Annotated in this window: 24 protein-coding genes; 14 read left to right on the top strand and 10 right to left on the bottom strand. The window is 62.3% G+C overall.

Annotated features, from left to right (window positions below):
• The first annotated feature begins 95 nt into the window (after positions 1-95).
• Positions 96-2,279: a TonB-dependent siderophore receptor gene (locus tag BM019_RS28095; protein WP_092421984.1), complete on the top strand. Its 2,184-nt coding sequence runs from the start codon at positions 96-98 to the stop codon at positions 2,277-2,279.
• A 12-nt stretch (positions 2,280-2,291) separates the two neighbouring features.
• Here the strand turns inward: BM019_RS28095 and BM019_RS28090 are convergent, their stop codons facing one another.
• The 3 genes from BM019_RS28090 to BM019_RS28080 form a co-directional block, all read right to left on the bottom strand.
• Complete coding sequence (locus tag BM019_RS28090) at positions 2,292-2,690, bottom strand: hypothetical protein (RefSeq protein WP_009044562.1); 399 nt, start codon at positions 2,688-2,690, stop codon at positions 2,292-2,294.
• A gap of 259 nt (positions 2,691-2,949) precedes the next feature.
• Positions 2,950-4,596: a malate dehydrogenase (quinone) gene (mqo, locus tag BM019_RS28085; protein WP_092421981.1), complete on the bottom strand. Its 1,647-nt coding sequence runs from the start codon at positions 4,594-4,596 to the stop codon at positions 2,950-2,952.
• A 700-nt stretch (positions 4,597-5,296) separates the two neighbouring features.
• Positions 5,297-5,632 (bottom strand): hypothetical protein, encoded by a 336-nt coding sequence (locus tag BM019_RS28080; RefSeq protein ID WP_009044564.1) that lies wholly within the window; start codon positions 5,630-5,632, stop codon positions 5,297-5,299.
• A 394-nt stretch (positions 5,633-6,026) separates the two neighbouring features.
• On the opposite strand from BM019_RS28080, the gene BM019_RS28075 reads away from it, so the two are divergent.
• A complete protein-coding gene (locus BM019_RS28075; RefSeq protein WP_009044565.1) occupies positions 6,027-6,260 on the top strand; it encodes a DUF6555 family protein in 234 nt (77 codons plus the stop codon).
• An 80-nt stretch (positions 6,261-6,340) separates the two neighbouring features.
• On the opposite strand, the gene BM019_RS28070 is transcribed toward BM019_RS28075, so the two are convergent.
• Positions 6,341-6,589, bottom strand: a complete 249-nt coding sequence (locus tag BM019_RS28070; RefSeq protein ID WP_092421978.1) for a DUF1652 domain-containing protein — start codon at positions 6,587-6,589, stop codon at positions 6,341-6,343.
• Positions 6,590-6,859: 270 nt separating this feature from the next.
• Here BM019_RS28070 and BM019_RS28065 point away from each other — a divergent pair, with 270 nt between their 5' ends.
• The 8 genes from BM019_RS28065 (at position 6,860) to BM019_RS28030 (ending at position 11,491) form a co-directional block, all read left to right on the top strand.
• Positions 6,860-7,192 (top strand): DUF6388 family protein, encoded by a 333-nt coding sequence (locus BM019_RS28065; protein ID WP_092421975.1) that lies wholly within the window; start codon positions 6,860-6,862, stop codon positions 7,190-7,192.
• A 51-nt stretch (positions 7,193-7,243) separates the two neighbouring features.
• The gene (locus BM019_RS28060; protein ID WP_087091606.1) at positions 7,244-7,948 is read left to right on the top strand and encodes a YoaK family protein; all 705 of its coding nucleotides are present in this window, start codon (positions 7,244-7,246) and stop codon (positions 7,946-7,948) included.
• 64 nt (positions 7,949-8,012) lie between these two features.
• Positions 8,013-8,405, top strand: coding sequence for a sulfurtransferase complex subunit TusD (gene tusD / locus BM019_RS28055; protein WP_062826274.1), 393 nt, complete (start codon positions 8,013-8,015; stop codon positions 8,403-8,405).
• A gap of 3 nt (positions 8,406-8,408) precedes the next feature.
• Positions 8,409-8,771, top strand: coding sequence for a sulfurtransferase complex subunit TusC (tusC, locus tag BM019_RS28050; RefSeq protein WP_085534145.1), 363 nt, complete (start codon positions 8,409-8,411; stop codon positions 8,769-8,771).
• Positions 8,771-9,070 (top strand): sulfurtransferase complex subunit TusB, encoded by a 300-nt coding sequence (gene tusB / locus BM019_RS28045; RefSeq protein ID WP_053261833.1) that lies wholly within the window; start codon positions 8,771-8,773, stop codon positions 9,068-9,070. The genes tusC and tusB overlap by 1 nt, the downstream gene beginning before the upstream one ends.
• Positions 9,067-9,402 (top strand): TusE/DsrC/DsvC family sulfur relay protein, encoded by a 336-nt coding sequence (locus BM019_RS28040; RefSeq protein WP_009044572.1) that lies wholly within the window; start codon positions 9,067-9,069, stop codon positions 9,400-9,402. Before tusB ends, BM019_RS28040 begins: the two co-directional genes overlap by 4 nt.
• On the top strand, positions 9,399-10,400 hold the full coding sequence (locus BM019_RS28035; protein ID WP_092421972.1) for a glycosyl transferase family protein: 1,002 nt from the start codon (positions 9,399-9,401) through the stop codon (positions 10,398-10,400). Before BM019_RS28040 ends, BM019_RS28035 begins: the two co-directional genes overlap by 4 nt.
• 89 nt (positions 10,401-10,489) lie before the next feature.
• Positions 10,490-11,491, top strand: a complete 1,002-nt coding sequence (locus BM019_RS28030) for a glutathione S-transferase family protein (protein ID WP_092421969.1) — start codon at positions 10,490-10,492, stop codon at positions 11,489-11,491.
• A gap of 75 nt (positions 11,492-11,566) precedes the next feature.
• On the opposite strand, the gene cysG is transcribed toward BM019_RS28030, so the two are convergent.
• The 6 genes from cysG to ftsK all read right to left on the bottom strand — a co-directional run bounded on the left by cysG (position 11,567) and on the right by ftsK (position 19,083).
• On the bottom strand, positions 11,567-12,961 hold the full coding sequence (gene cysG / locus BM019_RS28025; RefSeq protein ID WP_092421966.1) for a siroheme synthase CysG: 1,395 nt from the start codon (positions 12,959-12,961) through the stop codon (positions 11,567-11,569).
• Positions 12,962-14,242 (bottom strand): serine--tRNA ligase, encoded by a 1,281-nt coding sequence (gene serS / locus BM019_RS28020; protein WP_092421963.1) that lies wholly within the window; start codon positions 14,240-14,242, stop codon positions 12,962-12,964.
• 16 nt (positions 14,243-14,258) lie between these two features.
• A complete protein-coding gene (gene crcB, locus BM019_RS28015) occupies positions 14,259-14,633 on the bottom strand; it encodes a fluoride efflux transporter CrcB (protein WP_007929222.1) in 375 nt (124 codons plus the stop codon).
• On the bottom strand, positions 14,630-15,955 hold the full coding sequence (locus BM019_RS28010; RefSeq protein ID WP_009044577.1) for a replication-associated recombination protein A: 1,326 nt from the start codon (positions 15,953-15,955) through the stop codon (positions 14,630-14,632). The genes crcB and BM019_RS28010 overlap by 4 nt, the downstream gene beginning before the upstream one ends.
• Positions 15,956-15,985: 30 nt before the next feature.
• A complete protein-coding gene (lolA, locus tag BM019_RS28005) occupies positions 15,986-16,609 on the bottom strand; it encodes an outer membrane lipoprotein periplasmic chaperone LolA (RefSeq protein WP_092421960.1) in 624 nt (207 codons plus the stop codon).
• Positions 16,610-16,674: 65 nt separating this feature from the next.
• Positions 16,675-19,083, bottom strand: coding sequence for a DNA translocase FtsK (gene ftsK / locus BM019_RS28000; protein WP_009044578.1), 2,409 nt, complete (start codon positions 19,081-19,083; stop codon positions 16,675-16,677).
• Positions 19,084-19,400: 317 nt separating this feature from the next.
• On the opposite strand from ftsK, the gene trxB reads away from it, so the two are divergent.
• The 4 genes from trxB to infA all read left to right on the top strand — a co-directional run bounded on the left by trxB (position 19,401) and on the right by infA (position 22,187).
• Positions 19,401-20,351: a thioredoxin-disulfide reductase gene (trxB, locus tag BM019_RS27995; protein WP_007929218.1), complete on the top strand. Its 951-nt coding sequence runs from the start codon at positions 19,401-19,403 to the stop codon at positions 20,349-20,351.
• 71 nt (positions 20,352-20,422) lie between these two features.
• Entirely contained in the window at positions 20,423-21,103 is a 681-nt protein-coding gene (gene aat, locus BM019_RS27990) for a leucyl/phenylalanyl-tRNA--protein transferase (protein WP_053261839.1), read from the top strand.
• A 57-nt stretch (positions 21,104-21,160) separates the two neighbouring features.
• On the top strand, positions 21,161-21,868 hold the full coding sequence (locus BM019_RS27985) for an arginyltransferase (protein WP_092421957.1): 708 nt from the start codon (positions 21,161-21,163) through the stop codon (positions 21,866-21,868).
• 100 nt (positions 21,869-21,968) lie between these two features.
• The gene (infA, locus tag BM019_RS27980) at positions 21,969-22,187 is read left to right on the top strand and encodes a translation initiation factor IF-1 (protein WP_002553999.1); all 219 of its coding nucleotides are present in this window, start codon (positions 21,969-21,971) and stop codon (positions 22,185-22,187) included.
• The last annotated feature ends 84 nt before the right edge of the window (positions 22,188-22,271 follow it).

Here is a 22,271-nt window from a genome sequence, read left to right as displayed (position 1 = left end):
CACACACGCTTCCCCCGTCTTAAACAGCACGATGCTTTCCCGAGCGCGCCTGGCCCTCCGTGCCTGGTACTCGCGCCATCGTCGAGGAGCTTTTCATGGATATGCTTTACCGGGCCTCCCGCCAGGGGTTGCCCGCCCCGCGGTTCGCGCGCAATCTGCTGAGCCTGCTGCTGGCCGGTGCCGCGCCCGTGGCCCAGGCCGCCGACACCGAACTGCCGGCGCTGACCGTGACCGGCGAAGACCGCTCCGGTTATCAGGCCGGCAGCGCCGCGGTTGGCGGTTTCGAGGCGGCTCCCCTGCTCGATGCACCCGCCTCGATCGCGGTGATCAATGAAGACTTGATCAAGGACCAGCAGGCCCGCCTGCTCAGCGAGGTGCTGAAGAACGACGCCTCGGTCGGTGAAAGTTATGCGCCGGTCGGCTACTACGAGAATTTCACGGTGCGCGGCTTCTCCCTGAACGCCGCCAGCAGCTATCGGATCAACGGCCGCAGCATCACCGGCGAGCAGAACGTCGGCCTGGAAAACAAGCAGCAGGTGGAATTGCTCAAGGGGCTGAACGGCCTGCAGAGCGGCGTCAGCGAGCCCGGCGGGCTGATCAACTACGTGACCAAGCGGCCCACCGACATGCGCTCGGTCACGGTTTCCACCGACGATCGCGGCAGCGGCTATGTGGCCACCGATGTCGGTGGCTGGTTCGGCAGCGAGCAGCAGTTCGGGCTGCGCGCCAACCTGGCCCACGAGGACATCCACTCCTACGTCGAACACACCAATGGCCAGCGCGACTTCGCCTCCCTGGCCTTCGACTGGAACATCAGCCCCGACGCCCTGCTGCAACTGGACGTCGAGTACCAGACCAAGGAACAGCGCTCGGCCCCGGGTTACCAATTGCTCGGTGGCTCCAGCCTGCCGCACCACGCCTCGCCGAAAAGGCTCCTGGCGCACCAGAGCGGTTCGAAGCCGGTCAGTACCGACGCGCTGAACCTCAACGGCAACTTCGAGTACCGCTTCAACGATCAGTGGAAAGGCAACCTCAGCGCCTCGCGCAGCCGGGTGGTGATCGATGACTACAGCTCGTTCGCCTGGGGCTGCTACGGTGCCGCCAGCTGCGCCGGCGCGGCGGTGCCCAACCACTTCAGCCCCGAGGGCGACTACGATATCTACGATTTCCGCAGCCCGGACGATACCCGGCGCAACGACGAGGTTCAGGCCGTCCTCAGCGGCAACTTCGACACCGGCGGCCTGGGCCACGAACTCAGCGTCGGCACCAGCGCGTTCCGCCGCGTGGTGGACAAGCGCGACCCGATCAACCAGATGATCGGCAGCGCCAACATCGACGGCGCGCCAGCGGATTTCGCCCGTTACGACGGCCCGCTCAACGACTCCTACCGCCGCCTGGACAGCCGCCAGTACGGGCTGTTTTTCAACGACCGCATCAGTTTCAACGAACACTGGCAGACCGTGCTCGGCGGGCGCGAGGTACGCCTGGACGAGGAAACCTTCGACAGCCAGGGCGATACCACCCGCCACACCCAGCGTTATGTGTTCCTGCCCCAGGCCGCGCTGATCTACAAGCCGGTGCAGAACCTGGCGTTGTACACCCGCTACAGCAAGGGCCTGTCCCTGGGTGGCGAGGCACCGTGGTTCGCCAGCAATGCCTTTGAAATCCTCGCGCCCACCGTGTCGCGGCAGATCGAGGCCGGCATCAAGTACGACTGGCAGCGCATCAGCCTGGCCGCGGCGCTGTTCCAGATCCGCCAGGCCTACCAATACTCCCGGCCGAATGGCGACGGTACCTTCACCTTCACCCAGCAGGGCGAACAGAAGAACACCGGCCTGGAACTCTCGGCCAATGGCTGGGCCACCCAACGCCTGCAGGTCTCGGCCAGCGTCGCGGCGATCCGCGCACGAGTCACCGGCAGCGCCACCCCGGAGTACGAAGGTCATCAGGCGCTCAACGTGCCGACCCTGCGCGCCAGCCTCTATGGCGACTACGCCCTGCCCTGGTTCGACGGCCTGGCGCTGCTCGGCGGCGTGCAGTACAGCGGTCGCAAGTACGCCAACCGCGAGGGTGAGGTGCAGACCGGCAGCTACGCCGTGTTCAACATCGGCAGCCGCTACAGCACCCGCATCGACGGTTACGACACCGTGTTCCGGCTGACCGTGGACAACCTGTTCGACAAGCGCTACTGGCGTGACGCCGGTGAATACATGGGCGATGGCTACCTGTTCCAGGGCGCGCCCCTGACCGCGCGGTTGAGTGCCTCGATCAACTTCTGATCGGGGCCAGGCCTACTGGAAGGCATCGACCAGAACGTCGAAAATCATCTGGTTCGAGGTCCTGACCAGCAGCAGATCGGAACCCGCGCGCCACCATTGGTAGCCGTCGTAACGCGGCAACTGCTGGACCAGCCTGGGGTTCAAGCGTCGCGACTGCTGCCTGGGCAACGTCCTGCCCCGGCGAAGGTTCTGCCTGGCATCGGCCGGCAGCGCCGCGGCCGGGTTCCAGTCCCGTTTCGAAGCCTGCAACAGCGCTCTCACCTGGTAGTCATTGACCACGGGAAGGCGCTCCCAATTCGCATGATCGTTGGAGTACCGGGCATTTGCCTGCGTGCCTGACTGCGCACCGGCATCCAGCGGGATCGACAGTAGAATCGAGACGATCGAGATTAAAGAGCCAGCTCTGAACATCGCCTTCTCCAGGCATCATTGCGTCGAGCTTATGGAAAGGGATTTCCCGGCAATAGTTCCCGGGCAGGCGTGACCTGGATGTTTCGGTTAGAAATGCGCCATGGGCGCAAGGCAGGGTTGCAGGACGCGAGGGCAAAGGCGCTTGGGCCCGCCCCACAAACAAAAACGCCGCTCTTGGGAGCGGCGTTTTTTTTAACCTGGAACGGACAACGAGTTCCGGGTATTGGCTACACCCGACCGAGTCGGGTGCGGCCGGGCATTACAGAGCCATGTCAGCCGACGGATTGCTCTCTGGCGCCTTCGGCTTGTCGCCAGCCGGCTGCTGTGGAGCAGCGGTCTGACCGATAGCCGGTGGCGGAGTCAATTGCAGCACTTCGCTGGTGTAGGCCCACTCTTGAGCGACACGCTCAGGACTGCCGTTGAGCTGGGTACCGTAGCTCGGCACGATCTGGTGCAGCTTCGCCTGCCAGGCCGGAGTCGCGACCTTGTCCTTGAAGACCTTCTCCAGCACGCTGAGCATGATCGGCGCGGCGGTCGAAGCACCTGGCGAAGCACCCAGCAGGCCGGCAATGCTGCCGTCCTTGGAGCTGACGATCTCGGTGCCCAGTTTCAGCACGCCACCCAGCTGCTCATCGCGCTTGATGATCTGCACGCGCTGGCCGGCCTGCCACAGACGCCAGTCTTCAGCCTTGGCGTTAGGGAAGTACTCTTTCAGGGCATTCAGACGATCTTCATCCGACAGCATCAGCTGGCCGGCGAGGTACTCGACCAGCGGGTACTCCTTGATGCCGACCTTGGTCATGGGCCAGATGTTGTGAGTGGTGGTAGTGGTCAGCAGGTCGAGGTACGAACCTTCCTTGAGGAACTTGGTGGAGAAGGTCGCGAACGGGCCAAACAGGATCACGCGCTTGCCGTCCAGCACGCGGGTGTCCAGGTGCGGAACCGACATCGGTGGAGCGCCAACCGACGCCTTGCCGTAGGCCTTCGCCAGGTGCTGCTCGGCGATCGCCGGGTTCTCGGTCACCAGGAACGAGCCGCCCACAGGGAAACCGGCATATTCCTGGGCTTCAGGAATGCCCGACTTCTGCAGCAGGTGCAGGGCACCGCCGCCGGCGCCGATGAACACGAACTTGGCGTCGGTCTGGGTTTCGGTACCGTCTTTCAGGTTCTTGTACACCACGCGCCAGGAGCCATCTTCGTTACGCTTGATGTCTTCCACTTCGCTCGACAGCTTGAGCGAGAAGTTCGGCTGGGCTTTCAGGTGGCCGACGAACTGGCGGGTGATCTCGCCGAAGTTCACGTCGGTGCCGAGCGGCGACCAGGTGGCGGCGATCTTCTGCTTCGGATCGCGCCCTTGCATCATCAGCGGGACCCACTGCTTGATCTGCTCCGGGTCTTCGGAGTACTGCATGCCGGCGAACAGCGGGCTCGCCTGAAGCGCTTCGTAGCGTTTCTTCAGGAACTTGATGTTGTCATCGCCCCACACGAAGCTCATGTGCGGAGTGGAGTTGATGAACGAACGCGGGTCCTTCAGGACATTGTTCTTGACTTGCCACGACCAGAACTGGCGGGAAATCTGGAACGCTTCGTTGATCTCGATGGCCTTGGCGATCTCGACCTTGCCGTCCTTGTTTTCCGGGGTGTAGTTCAGCTCCGCCAGGGCAGAGTGACCGGTACCGGCGTTGTTCCAGCCGTTCGAGCTTTCTTCGGCAACGCCGTCGAGACGCTCGACCATTTCCATCGACCAGCCCGGCTCCAGCTCATTGAGCCAGACACCCAGGGTCGAACTCATGATGCCGCCACCGATGAGCAGCACATCCACTTTCTTGGTCTCGGCGGCGTACGCGGAGCTGAGCCCCATCGTCATCGCCAAGCCCAGCAGGGCCGTGTTCACTTTTTTCAACATACTGTAGTTCCTACGATAGAACGCCATCCGCCCCCCCATTCTCGATCATCAGTCGCCCCGGCACCGCCATGGGTTCCCGCACTCAGAAGAACTGAAGGGTGGGCACACAAGGCCGACATGACACTATCGACCTCAGTTTATATGTCGCTCCTGCGCTGACTTCTTATTCGCTATTGGCTTCAGCTACTTGAGTGACACTCTTTTGTTGGGACGCCTTCGGACAGCATCGATCGACGGTCCGAAACGCCCGCTAAAACCACATTCCCCTAGAGAGACTAGTCGGGTGTAACCAAAGGAGTGAGTCAACAACACCCGGTACTACGATCGGCCTGCTGCCAATGCCCTCGATCACCGCCTGACAGCGGCAAGGCCATGGGTATCGCATACAGGGACCGCCCCAACCCTGGCAGCCCTCCTGCTGAAAACGGACATAATGGCCATCATGGGTGGTGGCTAACGCGCCATTGTCTACTGGACGGATAAAGCCGTCAAAAAAACTGTCTGATTTGTCCTGTTTTTATGCAGAAAAGGACCTTGATGATTCAAGAGTTCGCCTGAATGCGAGCAAGGTGAGGCCCGGACAAGACCCGGCACAAAAAAAGCCCTGATTAATCAGGGCTTTTTTTGTGGGCAGGAACGCGCGATTCAACGGCAACGGGCTGTCACTTTGACAACCCCTTCGCAGAAGGCATTAAGCGGCCTACAGGCAATCATGCACGGCCTTTTTCAGCACCGCGGACTTGGCCCAGGGTGTTCCCTGGTAGAGCGAGACCAGGCTGCCGTTCTTCGACTTCACCACTTCCATGACCTCATCCGATGCCAGGCTGCCAGGGGCGGTGATCCGATAGCCGTTGGAGATATCGGACTGGGTGCTCCTGGGTGTCTCGCGCTGCCAGGCCGGCAGGACACACTGCGCGTAATCTTTCGGCGTTTTGCCAGTCAGCTCACTGACATTCGGCTTGCCCGGTGCCAAAGCCGTGGGTAACGAACACCCGGCCAACAGTCCCATCAGCGACGCGCCTAGCCAAACTCGCATATGTCTTCCTCATCCCTAAAAAATCGAGAAATGTATCACTTGCCCGGGCTTATCGTTAGAAACACCTGCTTCTTTCGCCGAACGGTATTCCCGCCCCACGATCATCACCTGATATCTGTCAAAAAACCGTTAACCCCATCACGTCCCGGAACAGGAAAATGGCAGTTTCTTCGCAAAGGCCTCGATTGACGGAAGTTCCCGCTGCCTGGCGCAACATGACACCTATTGAGGGCGGTTTCAGCCAGGGGCGTTTGGGATACAGGAGAATGCCGCGAGGCATTTGAGGAGTGAACGGCGACTGCCCATGCAGTTCGGATGAGTGGTGCAAGTCAACGCGTCCTTTTGGGAATAATCTTGAATCGCCACCACCCAACACAGCCCAAAGGACGCGGCGATGAACAGCATCAAGACTTTCGAAATTCGCTACTGTTTCGCAGGTTCGCAAAGAACCTTCACTTACCAGGGCAAGCGATTGAGCGACAGCGACACCTGGTATCTGGCCTTTCTGCATTCCGGGTGCCTGATTACCCATGACACCCCCTGCGGCGGGACCTACCGCACCATGCAGACATTCGCCGAGCGCAGCGGCGTCACGCTGGCGAACTGGAGAGAGTTGTCTGAAAACTAGCCCTCCCCGCACAACTCAGACGTCCGACACTGGCGCAAGGAAGCGCACTCAACCTGCCCGATGGTCCACTTGCACAACGACTAGAAACCGCCGGCAAATGCCCGACGCCCTGCCCTGATTTCAGTCCGCAACTCACCGACGAAATTGGCCGCCGCGCGAACACTGGTGAGATGCTCGGTCGATACCCCGGTAATGAACAGGTCGATCCGTCCGCTTTGCGGCTCGAAAACCTTGATCGCCAGGGAGCCGTCGGGGTTGACGGTGCAGGTGCAGGAAAGCGGCAGGAAACCGGACTCCAGGATCTGGCAAAGCTCGTCCATCGAGAGCATGAGAAATTCCTCCTTGGCGACGCCACTTGGAGAGAGTGCCCGTTGAGAATAGGTCACAAGAACGGGGCTCATACCAAGGCATTCAGTGGAAAGTGTTATCCAGCACGCATTTTTGCCTGGGCAATCCGCTCAGTGGCACGGTGCGGACCGTCCGTCGCACCACTCCACCCGGGAGCATTTTGACGCTGGACCGGCCAGGCGTTATGGTCGCTGGGCTTTCGCACAGCCCCAATCCGAAACGACTTCCTTCAACCCCATCCAGGATCGCCGATGGCCGCCCCCGAACACCCGCATGAAGTGGCCCTGCAAAAGTTTCTCGCGGCACGCCCCGAGCTTCGTGAAGCACTCGATCACCTCAACCCCTTGGCTGCCCAGGCCAGGGGCGAAACCCAGGAGCAATACCGCGCGGAGCGACTGCACGAAGCCTTCGAGGCCGAGGCGGAACGCCAGGGTCTGTTTGCCTGGGAGCTGAGCCTGCAACTGACCGCGCAGAGCACGGAAGAATTCGCCGCGCGGCGGCTCGAAGTGCACCGGGAAGTGGCGGAAATGGCCGGCATGCCCTGGAGCGAGTATTGCCAGCTACATGGCCTGCCACGCGATTGAGCGCCGCTCGGGCCTTCGATAAAGGATCATTGTCACCATGAGTCAACGCTGATGCTGCCCTCTTCCACCAGCCTTCGTAGTAACCCGGAGCTGCTGCGGCGCCAGAAATGGCGCGGCCGCATAGGCCTGTGCCTGGTCGCCAGCCTGTCGGTGCTGGCCGGCATGACCGACGCCATCGGCTTCATGGCCACCGGGGACTTCGTCTCCTTCATGAGCGGCAACACCACGCGCCTGGCCGTCGCCATCAGCGATGCCGACCTCGCCCTGACCCTGCATCTGGTGCTGCTGGTCGTCACCTTCATCGCCGGCAACGCCCTGGGCATCGTCGTCAGCCGCTTGGGTGGCCGCCGGGCCTTGCCGCTGCTGTTGTGCATTGCCACGCTGCTGTGCGCGGCAGCCGCCTGGCCGTTTGAACAACGTCTACCAGCGGTGCTGGCCGCGATCATCGCCATGGGTATGCTCAATGCTGCCGTCGAGGAAGTGAACGGGCTGCCCGTGGGCCTGACCTATGTCACCGGTGCCCTGTCGCGCTTTGGTCGCGGCCTGGGCCGCTGGATGCTCGGCGAGCGGCGCAATGGCTGGCGCATCCAACTGGTGCCCTGGGGCGGCATGTTCGCCGGTGCCGTGCTGGGCGCCGTTCTGGAGCAGCATCTGGGCCTCGCGGCCCTGTTCGTCAGCGGCCTGCTATCGGCGCTGCTGGGGCTGTTGTCGCTGAAGATCCCCCATCGCTGGCAGCTGGGCTATATGCCGCGCTAAAGCCACTTCGCCGGGCCCGACATAAAGCTTTATCATGGCCCCAGGTTTGCAGACAGAGTTCTACATGAAGTTCGCCATTGCCCTTTTTTCCGCTGCTCACGCGCCCTCCTCGCGCCGCGCCCTGGCATTCGCCCAGGCAGCGCTGGCCGGCGGCCACGAGATCGTGCGGCTGTTTTTCTATCAGGATGGCGTGCACAGCGCATCGGACAACATCGTCACCCCGCAGGACGAAGCGGACCTGCCCGCGCAATGGCGAACCTTCGTCAACGAGCACCAGCTCGATGGCGTGGTGTGCATTGCCGCCGCCCTGCGCCGCGGGGTGTTGAACCAGGAGGAAGCCGCGCGCTACCAGCGCCCGGCCGTCAATCTGAGCGCGCCCTGGGAGCTTTCCGGGCTCGGCCAGTTGCACGACGCCGTACAGGCGGCCGACCGCCTGATCTGTTTCGGAGGGCCATGAAACATGGCGCAATCCCTGTTGATCATCAGCCGCCAGGCACCCTGGTCCGGCCCCGGCGCCCGCGAAGCCCTGGACATCGTCCTGGCGGGCGGCGCCTTCGACTTGCCGATCGGCCTGCTGTTTCTTGACGATGGCGTGTTTCAGCTGGCCCCCGGGCAAAAAGCCGCTGCCGTGCAGCAAAAGGACCTCAGCGCCAATCTGCAGGCCCTGCCGCTGTTTGGTGTAGAGCAGCTGTTCGCCTGCGGCGCCAGCGTGGCGGAACGCGGCCTGGACCCGGCCGCGCTGAACCTGGACGAGGTGCAGGTCCTGGCCCCGGCCGAACTCGGCGCACTTATTGACCGTTTTGACCAAGTGATCACCCTCTGATGTCGACCTTGCACGTGTTGTCCCACTCGCCCTTCACCGACTCCCGGCTGACCAGTTGCCTGCGCCTGCTCGGCCCGCAGGATGCCATCCTCCTGTGCGGCGATGCGGTGTACGCCCTGCAGCCCGGCAGCGCGCCGCTGGCGGCCCTGCAGGCACGCGGCGAGACGTTGTCGCTCTACGTTTTGGCGGAAGACCACCAGGCCCGCGGCCTGGAGGTTCCGGCCTGGGCCACGAGTGTCGATTACCCGGCGTTCGTCGCGCTGTCGATCCAGTACGACAAGGTCAACAGCTGGTTATGAACGCACTGACTGTCGGCGAACGCGCCATCGCCCTGGACAAGGACGGCTACCTGGTGGAACTGGGCGACTGGTCCAGCGAAGTGGCCGCGGCCTTGGCCGCGGCGGAACAGATCGAACTGACCCCCGAGCACTGGGAAGTCCTCGAGCTGCTGCGCGGCTTCTACCAGGAGTTCCAGCTGTCGCCCGCGACCCGCCCACTGATCAAATACACCGCCTTGAAGCTGGGCCCGGACAAGGGCAACAGCCTGCACCTGAACCGACTGTTCAAAGGCACTCCCGCCAAACTTGCCGCCAAGCTGGCGGGCCTGCCCAAGCCGACCAATTGCTTATGACCGATTACACCCCGCTGACCATCGAGACGCCCGCCGAGCATCCTTTCGCGCAGTTCGTGCGCATTCTCGGCAAAGGCAAACGCGGCGCCCGCAGCCTCACCCGTGAAGAAGCCCGGGAAGCCATGGGCATGCTGCTCGACGACAAGGTCGAGGACACCCAGCTCGGCGCCTTCCTGATGCTATTGCGGCACAAGGAAGAAAGCCCCGAGGAGCTGGCGGGCTTTACCGAAGCCCTGCGCCAGCGCCTGCAGGCGCCGCCGATCAAGGTCGATCTGGACTGGCCCAGCTACGCCGGCAAAAAGCGCCACCTGCCCTGGTTCCTGCTGGCCGCCAAGTGCCTGGCGCAAAACGGCGTGCGCATCCTGCTGCACGGCGGCGGCGCCCATACCGCCGGCCGGCTGTACACCGAGCAATTGCTGGAGCAGCTGCACATTCCGCTGTGCCGCGACTGGCAGGCGGTCGATGCCGCGCTGGCCCAGGGCAACCTGGCCTTCATCCCCCTGGGCGACTGGGCGCCACAGCTGCAACGCATGATCGACCTGCGCAATACCCTGGGCCTGCGCTCGCCGATCCACTCCCTGGCGCGCATCCTCAACCCGTTGGGCGCGCGCTGCGGCCTGCAAAGCATCTTCCATCCCGGCTATCAGGCCGTGCATCGCGATGCCAGCGGCCTGCTGGGGGACAACGTCATTGTGATCAAGGGCGACGGTGGCGAAATCGAGATCAACCCGGACAGCGCCAGCCACTTGTACGGCACCACTGGCGGTATCAGTTGGGATGAGGAATGGCCGGCGCTATCCGAGCAGCGCCATGTCAAACCGGCCAGCCTCGACCCCGAGCACCTGAAAGCCGTCTGGCGCGGCGATGTGCAGGACAGCTACCCGCAACTGGCGCTGATCGCCACCATGGCTCTGGCCCTGCGCGGGCTCGGCATGCCCCGGGAACAGGCGTTCGAGCAGGCTCAGCACTACTGGGACGCGCGCGAAAGATCGATTTAACCGATCATAACTGCCGGACTTTTGCGTAATTCGTTCGAACTCCTCGGATTAGACTGCACTCCAATGCACACTGACCGAGGAGTTTTTTTATGGGCCTGCTGATTGAAGGACGCTGGCACGACCAGTGGTACGAAAGCAGCAAAGACGGCGCCTTCCAGCGCGAACAGGCGCAACGCCGCAACTGGGTGACCGCTGACGGCAAGCCAGGCCCTAGCGGCGAAGGCGGTTTTCGCGCGGAAGCCGGCCGTTATCATCTGTACGTATCCCTGGCCTGCCCCTGGGCGCACCGCACGCTGATCCTGCGCAAGCTCAAGGGTTTGGAGAGCCTGATCGATGTGTCGGTGGTCAGCTGGCTGATGCTGGAACAGGGCTGGACTTTCGACCGAGCCCTGGGCTCCAGCGGCGACCAGCTGGATCATCTGGATTTCCTCCACCAACGCTACACCGCCGATACCCGCGACTACACCGGCCGCGTCACCGTGCCCGTGCTCTGGGACAAACAACAGAAACGCATCGTCAGCAACGAATCGGCGGAAATCATCCGCATGTTCAACAGCGCCTTCGATGACCTGAGCGGTAACGGCCTGGACTTCTACCCGGAGCCGCTACGCCGCGAAATCGACGAACTGAACGCGCGCATCTATCCGGCGGTGAACAACGGCGTGTATCGCGCCGGCTTCGCCACTTCGCAGCAAGCCTACGAAGCGGCCTTCGACGATCTATTCGCCGAACTCGACTGGCTGGAACGGCGCCTGGCCGGCCAACGCTACCTGGCCGGCGAATACCTGACGGAAGCGGACATCCGCCTGTTCACCACGCTGATTCGCTTCGATGCGGTGTATTACGGTCACTTCAAATGCAACCTGCGGCGGATCGCCGATTATCCGAACCTGTCGAACTGGCTGCGAGAGCTGTACCAGTGGCCGGGGATCGGCGAAACCGTGGACTTCACCCATATCAAGGGGCACTACTACGCCAGCCATCGCACCATCAACCCGACCGGCATCGTGCCGAAAGGGCCGGCGCAGGACTTCGATGCGGCGCATGATCGCGAGCGTTTGAGCGGGCGTGGGGTTTGGCGCAAAGGTTGAGATCGCTATCGCGAGCAAGCTCGCTCCTACAGGGATCGCGGATACCTGTAGGAGCGAGCTTGCTCGCGATGCTTTTCAGACCTGCGACTGCGCGCCTTCGAACCAGGCGAGCTTCTCGCGAAGCTGCACCACTTCGCCGACGATCACCAGGGTCGGCGCATGCACTTCATGCTCCGCCACCAGCTTCGGCAGATCCGCCAGGGTGCCGGTGAACACTCGCTGGTTGGCGGTCGTACCCTGCTGGATCAAGGCGGCCGGCGTATCCGCCGAACGGCCATGCCGGATCAGTTGCTCGCAGATCACCGGCAAGCCCACCAGGCCCATGTAGAACACCAGGGTCTGTGCAGGCGCGACCAGGTCGGCCCAGGGCAGATCGGTGGTGCCATCCTTCAAGTGCCCGGTGACGAAACGCACGGACTGCGCATAGTCACGGTGGGTCAAAGGAATGCCGGCATAGGCCGCGCAACCGCTGGCCGCGGTAATCCCCGGCACCACCTGGAACGGAATGCCCTGGGCCGCCAGCTCTTCGATCTCTTCGCCACCACGGCCGAAGATGAACGGATCGCCACCCTTCAGACGCAACACGCGCTTGCCCTGTTTGGCCAGGTCCACCAATTGCTGGTTGATCTGCTCCTGGGGCAAGGCGTGATCGGCGCGGCGCTTGCCGACATACACCCGCTCGGCATCGCGACGGCACAGCTCGAGAATCGCCGGTGCTACGAGGCGGTCGTAGAGCACCACATCGGCTTGCTGCATCAGGCGCAAGGCGCGGAAGGTCAGAAGGTCCGGATCGCCCGGCCCTGCCCCCACCAGATACACCTCGCCCGGCGCATGGGGCGCGTCGCCGGCGATCTTGGCCTGCAGCAAGCGCTCGGCCTCCTCGCCCTGCCCGGCCAGCTGCCGGTCGGCGATCGGTCCCTGGAACACGTCTTCCCAAAAGGCACGACGCTGCTGCACGTCCGGAAACAGGCCTTTGACCTGATGGCGAAAACGCGCGGCCAGGCCGGCCAGCTGACCGTAGGTCGAGGGAATCCAGGTTTCCAGCTTGGCCCGGATCAGGCGCGCCAGCACCGGCGCATCGCCGCCACTGGAGACGGCGATCACCAGCGGCGAACGGTCGACGATCGCCGGGAAGATCACGCTGCACAGGGCCGGCGCATCCACCACATTGACCGGCACGCAGCGCCGATGAGCATCGGCGGAAACCTGGGCATTGAGCGGTTCGTCGTCGGTAGCAGCGATGATCAGCACACAACCGTCCAGGTCCGCCTCGGCATAACCGCGCGACAGGCATTCGCCGCCGCTGGCCGTGACCAGCTCGCGCAACTGGGGTTCCACTTCAGGTGCAACTACCCGCAGCAGCGCACCGGCGTCGGCCAGCAGGCGGGATTTGCGCAAGGCAATCTCCCCGCCGCCGACCACCAACACACGACTGCCGCGCAGGTTATGAAACAGCGGCAGAAATTCCATTTAGCCGATGACCTCGAGGCCGCCCATGTAAGGCTTGAGCACCTCAGGCACACGGATCGAACCGTCGGCCTGCTGGTAGTTCTCCAGCACCGCCACCAGGGTACGACCGACCGCCAGGCCGGAACCGTTCAGGGTATGCACCAGCTCCGGCTTGCCGGTTTCCGGGTTACGGAAGCGCGCCTGCATGCGGCGGGCCTGGAAGTCGCCGCAGTTGGAGCACGACGAAATCTCGCGGTACTTGTCCTGGCTCGGGACCCACACTTCCAGATCGTAAGTCTTGACCGCGCTGAAGCCCATGTCGCCGGTGCACAGCGCCAAGGTGCGGTAAGGCAGTTCCAGCAGTTGCAGGACCTTCTCGGCGTTGGCGGTCAGGCCTTCCAGGGCTTCCATGGAAGTCGATGGCTCGACGATCTGGACCATCTCGACCTTGTCGAACTGGTGCTGGCGGATCATGCCGCGGGTGTCGCGACCCGACGAACCGGCTTCGCTGCGGAAGCACGGGGTGTGGGCGACGAACTTGATCGGCAGTTGCTTCGGATCGAGGATCTCGCCGGCCACGATATTGGTCAGCGACACTTCGGCGGTCGGGATCAGGTACAGATCGGCTTCGTTTTCACGGCTGATCTTGAACAGGTCTTCTTCGAACTTCGGCAACTGGCCGGTGCCCACCAATGCCGGTGCCTGCACCAGGTAAGGGGTGTAGGCCTCTTCGTAACCGTGTTCGCTGGTGTGCAGGTTGATCATGAACTGCGCCAGGGCGCGGTGCAGACGGGCGATCGGCCCGCGCAGCAGGGCAAAACGCGCGCCCGACAGCTTGGCCGCGGTCTCGAAATCCAGCCAGCCGTGTTTTTCGCCCAGGGCGACGTGGTCCAGGATCGGGAAGTCGAACGCCGTCGGCGTGCCCCAGCGGCGCACTTCGACGTTGCCCTCTTCGTCGTCGCCAACCGGCACCGATTCGTGGGGCAGGTTCGGAATGCCCTGCAGGATCGCATCCAGCTCGGTTTGAATGGCGTCCAGCTCAACCTTGCCGACTGCCAACTCGCCCGCCATGCGCTCGACGTCGGCCATCAGCGGCGCGATGTCTTCGCCACGCTGCTTGGCCTGACCGATGGACTTGGAGCGCGCGTTACGTTCGGCCTGCAGTTGTTCGGTGCGGGTCTGGACGGTCTTGCGCTGTTCTTCCAGCGCTTCGATGCGTGCTACATCCAGGGCAAAGCCACGGGATGCCAGGCGGTCCGCTACGTCCTGAAGGTTGCTACGTAACAGTTTGGAATCGAGCATGTCGGTCTCTCGTTTATCAAAGTTTGGTCAGGGACAGGCCGGCCCAGGTCGCGAGCAGCCCGCCGAATACGCTGATGGCCGCATAGCCCAGGGCCAGCGGTATCTGTCCGCTTTCCAGCAGACGTACCGTATCCAGTGAAAAGGATGAAAAAGTCGTCAGGCCGCCAAGGAAGCCCACCATCAACCCGGCGCGCACCTCGATGGGCACCTCCGGGCGTATCAGAAACAGGCCGTACAGCACGCCGATCAGCAGGCAGCCCACGATATTAACGGCCAGCGTCGCGGTATAGAAGTGCCGCGGCCAATTGGCGCTGATCCAGTTACCGGTGGCAAAGCGCAACAGGGTTCCGGCAATACCGCCCACCGAGACGGCAAGGATCAACGGGATCACGGTTTTCTCCGCTGCTTGGGGCTGGCCCGGTCAAGCTCCGCCAGGTGCTTGAGCTTCTCGCCGATCTTCAGTTCCAGGCCACGGGGCACGGGTTGATAGAAGGGTTGCGGCTCCAGCGCCTCGGGAAAGTAGTCTTCGCCGGCCGCGTAGGCATCCGGCTCATCATGGGCATAACGATATTCGTCGCCGTAACCCAGTTGCTTCATCAGTTTGGTCGGCGCATTGCGCAGGTGCAGCGGCACTTCCAGCGACCCATGTTCGGCGGCGCTGCGCATGGCGGCCTTGAAGCCCATGTACACGGCGTTGCTTTTCGGCGCGCAGGCCAGGTAGGTGATGGCCTGGGCCACCGCCAGCTCGCCTTCGGGGCTGCCCAGGCGCTCCTGCACGTCCCAGGCCGCCAGGCACAGGCTCAGTGCCCGTGGATCGGCGTTGCCGATGTCTTCGCTGGCCATGCGCACCACGCGCCGCGCCAGGTACAGCGGATCGCAACCACCGTCGAGCATCCGCGCGAACCAGTACAGGGCGCCATCCGGGTTGGAACCACGGACCGATTTGTGCAGCGCCGATATCTGGTCGTAGAAGGCTTCGCCGCCCTTGTCGAAACGCCGGCGGGTATCGCCCAGCAGGCTTTGCAGCAGCTCGACACCGATTTGCGTGCCGTCTTCGGCGAGATCCGAGGCGTTCTCCAGCAAGTTGAGCAGGCGCCGGCCATCGCCGTCCGCCGCCGCCAGGAGCATCTGGAAGCCTTCGTCACTGAGGCTCAGCTGGCGCTTGCCCAGCCCGCGCTCTTCAGTCAAGGCCCGCTGCACCAGCTTGTGCAGCGCCGCCTCGTCGAGGCTCTTGAGCACATACACCCGGGCCCGGGACAACAGTGCGTTGTTCAGTTCGAAGGACGGGTTCTCGGTGGTCGCACCGATGAAAATCAGGGTGCCATCTTCGACATAGGGCAGGAAGGCATCCTGCTGGGACTTGTTGAAACGGTGCACTTCATCGACGAACAGGATGGTCCGGCGCCCATACTGGGCCGCCTGCTGCTTGGCGATCTCCACCGCCTGGCGGATCTCCTTGACCCCGGCCAGCACCGCCGAGACGGTTTCGAAGTGCGCATCCGAGACTTTCGCCAGGAGCCGCGCCAGGGTGGTCTTGCCCACGCCCGGCGGCCCCCAGAAGATCATCGAGTGCAAGGCCCCCTGCTCCAGCGCTTCGCGCAGAGGCTTGCCACGGGCGAGCACATGTTCCTGACCGACGTACTCGTCCAGGTTGGCCGGGCGCAGGCGCGCGGCCAGGGGTTGGGCGATCGGGTCACTGCGAAACAGATCCATGGCGGACGATTGAAACCTCTTGGCGGCGACTTATTCTTGGATCACGTCGGCACCCTTGGGGATGTCGAACTTGAACTTGGAGGCGGCGATCGACTCGTTGGCCTTGACCCCGGTGAACAGGATATTGGTGCGCTGGCCAACGCTGTCGATCAGTTGCATGTCATTCACCAGGCCATTGCGGAACGACAGGCGCAGGCTGTCGAACAGGGTGTCCTTGGTTTTCGGCTTGAGGATGAAGTCCACCACGCCGCCGGCTTCCTTGGCGCTGATGTCGAAGCTTTCGCTGATTTTCGACACATCGCCCGACAACAACAAGGCTGGGGTCTGGGTCAGGCGCTGGTCCAGGGTCTTGATGGTGACCTGTTCCAGGTCCGGGTCCCACAGGGAAACCTTCTTGCCGTCGGAGACCATCAGTTGCTCCTGCGGCGCATCGGTGTGCCAGTAGAACAGGCCCGGGCGCTTGAGTGCCATGTCGCCAGCGGTTTCCTGCAGCTGGGTGCCGCTGCCGTCGAGGGTCAGCTGCGAGAAACGCGCAGTCAGGGTCTGGGACTTTTCGAGCAACTGGGTCAGGCGTGCCACGTCTTTCTGATCGGCATGGGCCGACAGCGTCGTTAAAGCCAGTACCGGTACCAGCAACATGCGGATAAGACGCATGGGAGTCCTCATTAGATTCGTGGAAAAAACCGACGGCGCTGGGGCGCGCCGCCTGTGTCGGGTCATTAGTCGCGCATCGGACCCGGCGCTATCACTTCGCGCGAGCCGTTGGTGTTCATGGCAGTCACCACACCGGCCATTTCCATGGCTTCGATCATGCGGGCCGCGCGGTTGTAGCCGATCTTGAGCTTGCGCTGAACCGCGGAGATCGATGCCCGGCGGCTCTCGAGGACGAACTGCACCGCTTCGTCGTACAGCGCGTCGGTCTCGGCGTCGTCACCGTCACCACCGCCGCTGCCGCCGTCGAAGCCGCTACCGGCTTCTTCGACACCGTTGAGGATGTCGTCGTTGTACTCCGGCGCACCACGCAGTTTCCAGGCCTCCACCACACGGTGCACCTCGTCGTCGGAGACGAAGGCGCCATGGACACGGATCGGCAGGCTGGTACCCGGCGGCATATAGAGCATGTCACCGTGACCCAGCAACTGTTCGGCGCCGCCCTGGTCGATGATGGTCCGCGAGTCGATCTTGCTCGATACCTGGAACGCCATGCGGGTCGGGATGTTGGCCTTGATCAGGCCGGTGATTACGTCCACCGACGGACGCTGGGTCGCCAGGATCAGGTGGATCCCCGCGGCACGGGCTTTCTGGGCGATCCGCGCGATCAGTTCTTCGACCTTCTTGCCGACGATCATCATCATGTCGGCGAATTCGTCGACCACCACGACGATGGTCGGCAGCTTGGTCAGCAGAGGCGCTTCGTCGTGGATACTTTCGCGGTTGTACAGCGGGTCGGTCAGCGGCGTACCGGCTTCGATCGCTTCTTTAACCTTGGCGTTGAAGCCCGACAGGTTACGCACGCCCATCTTCGCCATCAGCTTGTAGCGCCGCTCCATCTCGGCCACGCTCCAGCGCAGGGCGTTGGCGGCATCCTTCATGTCGGTCACCACCGGGCACAGCAGGTGCGGGATGCCTTCGTAGATCGACAGCTCGAGCATTTTCGGGTCGATCATGATCAGCTTGGCGTCTTCCGGGCCGGACTTGAACAGGATCGACAGGATCATCGCGTTCACACCCACCGACTTACCGGAACCGGTGGTACCGGCCACCAGCAGGTGAGGCATCTTGGCCAGGTCGGTGATGATCGGCTTGCCGCCGATATCGTGGCCCAGGGCCAGGGTGACCGGGGATTTGAAGTTGTCGTATTCCGGGGTCGACAGCACTTCGGAGAAGCGCACGATCTGCCGGTCTTCGTTGGGAATCTCGATACCCACGGTGGTCTTGCCGGGAATCACTTCCACTACCCGCACGCTGGTCACCGCCAGCGAACGCGCCAGGTCCTTGGCCAGGTTGGCGATACGGCTGACTTTCACACCGGCGGCCGGCTGGATTTCGTAACGGGTAATCACCGGGCCCGGATGGATCGAGTCCACCGACACTTCGACCCCGAACTCCTTGAGCTTGATTTCCAGCAGATGGCCGACGGCGGCCAGCGACTCGGGGGAGTAGTTGAGTTGTTTCTTTTCCGCCGGATCGAGAATAGAGATAGGCGGCAAGGTGCCTTCGACCGCACTGTCGATGAACAGCGGGACCTGTTTCTCTTTCTGCACACGCTTGCTGGGCTCGGGCGCTTTTACCGGAGCCGGGGCAATCACCGGCGGGACCTGTTTCTCACGGTCGGACATGTGCTTGCTCAGGGCCTGCTCGCGCTCGATCAGGCGCTCCTTGACCTTGGCCTGCTCACGCTTGTCGGTCACGGTCGGAGCAACCACTTCATCGACCCGGGCATCCACTTCACGCAATTGGGCGACCAGTTGCTTGCGTTCGGTACGCGCCGCCCACCAGCGGTTGGCGGCGCCCTGGAACAGTTCGAACAGGTCGAGGGTGATCTTGCCGGTCACATCCATGACCTTGAACCAGGAAAGATCGGTAAAAACGGTCAGGCCGAACAGGAACAGCGCGATAAACATCAGGGTACTGCCCTGGATATTCAGCGCGTTCTTGGCCAGGTCGCCCAGGCTTTCACCCAGCGCCCCGCCTGCGCCAGCCGGCAGGCCGGTCGCCGCGTGGAAATGGATATGCGCCAACGCGGCACCGGACAGCACCAGGAACACCAGGCCGATCAAACGCCAGGAAAACAGCCAGCCGCTCCACTGCCACGGCTCATGGCGCTGACGGAAGATCTGGTAAGTCTTGATCGCCAATAACAACGGGAAGATATAGGCGAAGTAACCCAACACCATAAACAGGATATCGGCGCTGTAAGAGCCCGCAGGACCACCGAAGTTCTGTACATCTTCAATCTTGCTGTTATGACTCCAGCCCGGATCGTCTTTGCCATAGGTCAGCAATGCCATCATCAGGAACAGGCACAAGGCCCCAATGGCGATCAACGCACCTTCCTTGAGCCGGTAGTGCAATTGCTGGCGCCAGAGTGGGACTACTGTTTTAGGTGCTGCGGTGGATTTCTTCAAAACGCGTCTTTTCCTGCGCCATGGGCGCGTCCAACTGTTGATCGACTAAAAAATACTGCCCAATCCAGGCAGGTAAAAAAGTTGACGAGCGTAACTGGGGCTACTTTTAACATTCTGCCCACGCATTGCGAAACTGTAAGAGCTGCCGCGTGCAATGCCGATGTATTCCATATAGGGATACAAACCCGCATTGTACGGGTTTGTAAGCGCCGTGCCACGCTGCTCAATACTGGGTGTAGCATAATCAGGAACACTTTACGCAGTATTCAATTTGAGCATGCATTCTCTTTTGTGACAAAGGCTTATGAGGTGTTTTTATGACCGAAGCGAAGCATTCACGCCTGATCATTCTGGGCTCCGGCCCTGCCGGTTACAGCGCTGCCGTTTATGCCGCCCGCGCCAACCTCAAACCGACCGTCATCACCGGCCTGCAAGCGGGCGGTCAGCTGACCACCACCGTCGAGGTCGACAACTGGCCTGGCGATGTCGAAGGCCTGACCGGCCCGGTGCTGATGGAGCGCATGCAAAAACACGCTGAGCGCTTCGACACCGAGATCGTCTACGACCACATCCATACCGCGGAGTTGCAGCAGCGACCCTTTATCCTCAAGGGCGACAGCGGCACCTACAGCTGCGACGCACTGATCATCGCCACGGGTGCATCGGCCCAGTACCTGGGCCTGCCCTCCGAAGAAACCTTCGCCGGCAAGGGTGTATCCGCCTGTGCTACCTGTGACGGCTTTTTCTATCGCAATCAGGTGGTTGCCGTGATCGGTGGCGGCAACACCGCCGTGGAAGAAGCCCTGTACCTCTCCAACATCGCCAAAGAGGTTCACCTGGTGCACCGGCGCGACAAGCTGCGCGCGGAGAAAATCCTCCAGGACAAGCTGTTCGACAAAGCCGCCAAGGGCAATATCCGCCTGCACTGGAACCAGAATCTCGATGAGGTGCTGGGCGATGCCAGCGGCGTCACTGGCGCCCGACTGCGCGACAGCCTGACCGGAGAGACCCAGGAACTCGCGCTGGCCGGCGTATTCATCGCTATCGGTCACAAGCCCAATACGGATCTGTTCAAGGGCCAGCTGGAAATGCGCGATGGCTATCTGCTGGTCAAGGGTGGCAGCGAAGGCGACGCCACGGCCACCGGCATCCCGGGCGTGTTCGCCGCGGGCGACGTGGCCGACCATGTGTACCGCCAGGCCGTCACTTCCGCGGGTGCGGGCTGCATGGCGGCCCTCGATGCAGAGAAATTCCTCGACGACAACTGACCTCCCGACCTACGCTTGCGGCGGGCCTTGCAGGCCCGCCACCGCCCTCCCCTTCCGCAAGTCTGAATGCCATGCTGACCTGGTTACAACGCAACACCTTCGACTTTCCCCCGCTGGAAAAGGCCCTGCGCGACCCCAACGGCCTGTTGGCCGCCGGCGGCGACCTGTCGGCCGACCGGCTGATCCAGGCCTATCGCCACGGATGCTTTCCCTGGTTTTCCGAAGGCCAGCCCATCCTCTGGTGGTCACCCGACCCACGCACCGTGTTATTTCCAGACGAACTGCATGTATCCCGCAGCCTGGGCAAGCTGCTGCGCCAGCAACGCTATCAGGTCACCTTCGATCAGGATTTTGCCGCGGTCATCAGCGCCTGCGCGGCGCCACGCCCTTATGCCGACGGCACCTGGATCACCGAATCGATGCAGGATGCCTACCTTGAACTGCACAAGCGCGGTTATGCCCATTCGGTCGAAGTCTGGGATCAGGGTTTGCTGGTGGGCGGGCTGTATGGGCTAGCAATGGGCCAGCTGTTTTTCGGCGAATCGATGTTCAGTCGGGCCGACAATGCGTCGAAATTCGGCTTCGTCACGCTGGTCCAACATTTACGGGCATGGGGCTTCGCGCTGATCGACTGCCAGATGCCCACCGACCACTTGCACAGCCTGGGCGCCCGCGCCATCCCCCGTCAGGAGTTCGCTGGCTATCTGCGGCGCCATCTGGACCAGCCCAGCCGCGCCATATGGGTTTCCTAGGCGGGTTTTGCCGGTGTGGCTTACACTTAATTCAAAGCTAATCCCGAGGGTTGATTCATGACCGAGTTGGCGCGTTTGAAGTTTTATGCCACTCAGCCCCACTCTTGCAGCTACCTGCCCGAAGAACAGGCGACCACGCTGTTCCTCGATCCTAGTCAGCCCATGGATGTGCATGTCTACGCAGATCTGTCGGAAATGGGCTTTCGCCGCAGTGGCGACCACCTGTACCGGCCGCATTGCCAAAACTGCAATGCCTGTGTTCCGGCACGCATCCCTGCCGCGCAGTTTGTACCCAATCGTCAGCAAAAACGTATTCTCAAACGCAATGCCGACCTGAAAGTCCAGCCTGTCAAACCGGGGTTCAGCGAAGAGTATTTCGATCTTTATCAGCGTTATATCGAGCAACGCCACGCCGATGGCGACATGTACCCACCCAGCCGCGATCAGTTCTCGACCTTTCTGGTTCGCGATCTGCCCTTCTCCAGGTTCTACGAGTTCCGCCTCGATGGGCGCCTGCTCGCCGTGGCCGTCACCGATCTGCTGCCCAATGGCCTTTCCGCGGTCTACACCTTCTACGAACCCGATGAAGAGCGCCGCAGCCTCGGTCGCTACGCCATTCTGTGGCAGATCGGCGAAGCCTTGCGCCTGAGCCTGGACGCGGTCTACCTCGGATACTGGATCAAAAACTGCAAAAAGATGAACTACAAGACCCAATATCGGCCCATTGAGCTGCTGATTAACCAGAGATGGGTCATCCTGAACTAGAAGCCCTTGGCTTGAACCCCACTTTTCGGGCACAATGCACGCCGCTTTTGCCTGGCGCAGTTGCACCGGGCCATTCATTGGACACCGAGGGCTTTACTGCATGTCGAAAGAAGACAGCTTCGAAATGGAAGGCACTGTCGTCGACACCCTGCCCAACACCATGTTTCGTGTGGAGTTGGAAAATGGGCACGTCGTAACCGCGCATATCTCCGGCAAGATGCGCAAGAACTACATTCGTATTCTTACCGGTGACAAAGTGCGCGTCGAACTGACGCCCTATGACTTGAGCAAAGGGCGCATCACTTACCGCGCTCGCTAAGCAAGTCAATACAAGACGCCCGGCCCATGCCGGGCGTTTTTGTTTACCTGCGATTTACTCTGTCTGCCTACAGAACAGATATAA

The organism is Pseudomonas sp. NFPP07 (genome assembly GCF_900115645.1).
GTDB lineage: Bacteria > Pseudomonadota > Gammaproteobacteria > Pseudomonadales > Pseudomonadaceae > Aquipseudomonas > Aquipseudomonas chlororaphis.
This window is presented reverse-complemented; position numbering and strand designations above follow the sequence as displayed.

What these genes read in the sequence shown, in the direction of transcription:
- BM019_RS28095 (WP_092421984.1), top strand. Translation starts at nt 96, where the DNA reads ATGGATATGCTTTACCGGGCCTCCCGCCAGGGGTTGCCCGCCCCGCGG.
- BM019_RS28090 (WP_009044562.1), bottom strand. Translation starts at nt 2,690, where the DNA reads ATGTTCAGAGCTGGCTCTTTAATCTCGATCGTCTCGATTCTACTGTCG.
- mqo (WP_092421981.1), bottom strand. Translation starts at nt 4,596, where the DNA reads ATGTTGAAAAAAGTGAACACGGCCCTGCTGGGCTTGGCGATGACGATG.
- BM019_RS28080 (WP_009044564.1), bottom strand. Translation starts at nt 5,632, where the DNA reads ATGCGAGTTTGGCTAGGCGCGTCGCTGATGGGACTGTTGGCCGGGTGT.
- BM019_RS28075 (WP_009044565.1), top strand. Translation starts at nt 6,027, where the DNA reads ATGAACAGCATCAAGACTTTCGAAATTCGCTACTGTTTCGCAGGTTCG.
- BM019_RS28070 (WP_092421978.1), bottom strand. Translation starts at nt 6,589, where the DNA reads ATGCTCTCGATGGACGAGCTTTGCCAGATCCTGGAGTCCGGTTTCCTG.
- BM019_RS28065 (WP_092421975.1), top strand. Translation starts at nt 6,860, where the DNA reads ATGGCCGCCCCCGAACACCCGCATGAAGTGGCCCTGCAAAAGTTTCTC.
- BM019_RS28060 (WP_087091606.1), top strand. Translation starts at nt 7,244, where the DNA reads ATGCTGCCCTCTTCCACCAGCCTTCGTAGTAACCCGGAGCTGCTGCGG.
- tusD (WP_062826274.1), top strand. Translation starts at nt 8,013, where the DNA reads ATGAAGTTCGCCATTGCCCTTTTTTCCGCTGCTCACGCGCCCTCCTCG.
- tusC (WP_085534145.1), top strand. Translation starts at nt 8,409, where the DNA reads ATGGCGCAATCCCTGTTGATCATCAGCCGCCAGGCACCCTGGTCCGGC.
- tusB (WP_053261833.1), top strand. Translation starts at nt 8,771, where the DNA reads ATGTCGACCTTGCACGTGTTGTCCCACTCGCCCTTCACCGACTCCCGG.
- BM019_RS28040 (WP_009044572.1), top strand. Translation starts at nt 9,067, where the DNA reads ATGAACGCACTGACTGTCGGCGAACGCGCCATCGCCCTGGACAAGGAC.
- BM019_RS28035 (WP_092421972.1), top strand. Translation starts at nt 9,399, where the DNA reads ATGACCGATTACACCCCGCTGACCATCGAGACGCCCGCCGAGCATCCT.
- BM019_RS28030 (WP_092421969.1), top strand. Translation starts at nt 10,490, where the DNA reads ATGGGCCTGCTGATTGAAGGACGCTGGCACGACCAGTGGTACGAAAGC.
- cysG (WP_092421966.1), bottom strand. Translation starts at nt 12,961, where the DNA reads ATGGAATTTCTGCCGCTGTTTCATAACCTGCGCGGCAGTCGTGTGTTG.
- serS (WP_092421963.1), bottom strand. Translation starts at nt 14,242, where the DNA reads ATGCTCGATTCCAAACTGTTACGTAGCAACCTTCAGGACGTAGCGGAC.
- BM019_RS28010 (WP_009044577.1), bottom strand. Translation starts at nt 15,955, where the DNA reads ATGGATCTGTTTCGCAGTGACCCGATCGCCCAACCCCTGGCCGCGCGC.
- lolA (WP_092421960.1), bottom strand. Translation starts at nt 16,609, where the DNA reads ATGCGTCTTATCCGCATGTTGCTGGTACCGGTACTGGCTTTAACGACG.
- trxB (WP_007929218.1), top strand. Translation starts at nt 19,401, where the DNA reads ATGACCGAAGCGAAGCATTCACGCCTGATCATTCTGGGCTCCGGCCCT.
- aat (WP_053261839.1), top strand. Translation starts at nt 20,423, where the DNA reads ATGCTGACCTGGTTACAACGCAACACCTTCGACTTTCCCCCGCTGGAA.
- BM019_RS27985 (WP_092421957.1), top strand. Translation starts at nt 21,161, where the DNA reads ATGACCGAGTTGGCGCGTTTGAAGTTTTATGCCACTCAGCCCCACTCT.
- infA (WP_002553999.1), top strand. Translation starts at nt 21,969, where the DNA reads ATGTCGAAAGAAGACAGCTTCGAAATGGAAGGCACTGTCGTCGACACC.